The organism is Pseudomonas sp. MDV22-iso1, assembly GCF_058145095.1.
Genome location: NZ_JBYVMF010000049.1, coordinates 13,891 through 16,450, shown reverse-complemented (window position 1 = coordinate 16,450; position 2,560 = coordinate 13,891). Strand labels below are relative to the sequence as shown.

1 protein-coding gene is annotated in these 2,560 nt (G+C 58.0%); it reads right to left on the bottom strand.

Annotated elements, in window-relative coordinates:
• Positions 1–64: 64 nt before the first annotated feature.
• Positions 65–2,086: a putative bifunctional diguanylate cyclase/phosphodiesterase gene (locus AC3ZVB_RS28845; protein WP_490148457.1), complete on the bottom strand. Its 2,022-nt coding sequence runs from the start codon at positions 2,084–2,086 to the stop codon at positions 65–67.
• Positions 2,087–2,560 lie beyond the last annotated feature (474 nt).

Genomic DNA, 2,560 nt, shown 5'->3' with positions numbered 1-2,560 from the left:
GCCACCGTGGCGCATTGACGCCTCGGCTTGGGCGAGTCCATCCAATTACAGGGGAATGCTTCGTTTATAAAATAGCGGCATTACTGCGTTGCGCCTGCTTCAGGTAGGCGCTCAGTTCCCGGGCCGGCAGCGGCTTGCTGTAGAAATAGCCCTGACCCTCGTGACACCCCTCGGAAATGATGTAGGCCTCTTGCTCGGCGGTTTCCACGCCTTCGGCAATGACCTGCATGCCCAGGCTTTTGCCCAGCTGGATGATGGCCCGGACGATGGTTGCATCGTCGTCATCGTCCAACAGGTCCTGAACGAAGCTCTTGTCGATCTTGATCTTGTCCAGGGGCAGGCTTTTCAGATAGCTGAGTGAGGAGTAGCCGGTGCCGAAGTCATCAATCGCAATCAATGCACCGGAGCGACGCAGGCTCAGCAGGTGTTGGGCGGCGGTACTGATGTCTTCCATCAGGCCGGTTTCGGTAACTTCCAGTTCCAGACTGCGTGGCGGCAGGCGGTACATTTGCAGCAGGTTGTTGACCACTCGCGGCAGCTCGGCATGGTGCAACTGCACCGTTGACAGATTCACCGCCATGCGCAAATCGGCGAAACCCTGATCATGCCATTCGCGCAATTGCTTGCAGGCCTGATCCAGGACCCATTCGCCAATGGCAATGATGGTGCCGTTCTGCTCGGCCAACGGGATGAACAGGTCGGGCGGCACCAGCCCATGTTCGGGATGTTGCCAGCGAATCAGCGCCTCGACGCCCACCACACGGTTTTCCCGGTAGCTGATCTGTGGTTGGTAAACGAGGTAGAACTGGTCACGGGTCAGGGCGTCGCGCAGGTCTTTTTCCAGTTCGCGACGACGGCGCATCTCGGTGTCGACACTGGCGATGTAGAACTGATACCGATTGCGCGAGCGGGACTTGGCCAGCGTCATGGTCTGTTCGGCTTTTTGCAGCAACTTCTCGGTGCTGTCGCCGTCCTCGGGGAACAGGGTGATTCCGATGGTGGCGCGCAAACGAATTTCCTGGTGATCGAGGGCAAACGCCGCTTCCAGATCGTCGAGAATACTTTGGGCCAATTCAGCGGCTTCATAAGGCTGTTCGATGTCGGCCTGGACCAGGGCGAACTGATCGCCGCCAAGACGGGCGAGGGCGCCGAGTCGACCGCTATGGCCCCGCAGGCGATCCGCCAGGGCGAGCAACAGTTGGTCGCCGGTCTGGTAGCTGAATTGTTCGTTGATGCTTTTGAAGTCATCGAGCCCGACGCACAGCACTGCCACCCGTCGTTGCAGTTTGCCGGCATCGACCAGGATTTTGTCCAGTTGGTGCTGAAGTTGCTGGCGGTTGGGCAAGCCGGTGAGGAAGTCGTACTGGGACATGCGCAGCAAGCTGTTCTCAGCTTCATGGCGCAGGTGCGTATTGCGCTCGATGGACTCGAGCAACTGATTGGCGGTGTTGATCCAGATACCCAGTTCGTTTTTCTCGTGACCCTTTAGTTGCGGGATCTTGTGCGCGCTGGGGCGATCCGGGTTGATTTCAGTCAGGTGTTCGATGATTCGCGACAGGGGTTTGGTCAGCAGCCAGTGATAGACCAGGTACAGCACCAATCCCATGGCCAATGCGCGTAGCACGCCAGAGATAAAGATGATGACCGAGCTGACGATGAACCCCTGGCCATAGGTGGCGGTGTCGAGGGTGATGCTCAGGTCGCCGTAATATTCGCTGTACGGGCCGCGACCCACCAATTGTGTGGTGAAGGTGCGTTCTTTGCCGAGGATCAGGTCGGTCAGCCAGCGACTGTCGGACTGCTGCAAGTCACGGGACTTTTGCGCGAGCATGGCTTCGTTGGGATGGCCGATGGAAGCCTGGCGTACGGCGTCGTCCTGAAACAGCCCTTCGATTACCTGCATACCCATTTCGCGGTCCAGGCTGTAGACGGCCTGGGTCGAAGGGTCGCGAAACATGTCGAGAATGCGCTCGGCATCATTGGCTACGGCCTGGCGTGTTTTATAAGCATCGAACACGATCTGCGCGCAGCTCAAGACTACGCCGACGATCAATGCCGACAGGAGCACGACCCGGAGCAACTTCATCGACAAGCTGTTCTTGAGTTCCAGCTTCAAAAGGCTATTCCTTGTTCCGTGCGGGTAGCATCAAGTTGCCATGAGTATTGGCAATCCGGTGAGGTCAGTCAAAGGGACATTCATCCACAGGAGATTTTGCCTGCAGCTTGGCCGATTTTCGGTTGTCTGAGGTCTTTTCCTATTCGTACTGTGTCGGTAGTCGGGTCCCTGAACTTGAGGGGGGGCGAGAACTATTTTCCTTTGATTTGATGGTAGACGGGTGTGGCGTTGGGGCAAGGGGGCAGCGGCTGGATTCATTGTGCGAAATTGGCGGTGGACCTGCCTCTTGCGGATATGCCTCGATCCCTGTGGGAGCTAGCCTGCTGGCGATAGCGGCCTGACAGCCGACCAGTCTTTTGCGGATGACCCCGATCCCTGTGGGAGCTAGCCTGCTGGCGATGGCGGTCTGACAGCCGACCAGTCTTTTGCGGATGTACCTCGATC

Bases quoted from the DNA above. Each gene is read 5' to 3' on its own strand.
- AC3ZVB_RS28845 (WP_490148457.1), bottom strand. From the start codon at position 2,086: ATGAAGTTGCTCCGGGTCGTGCTCCTGTCGGCATTGATCGTCGGCGTA.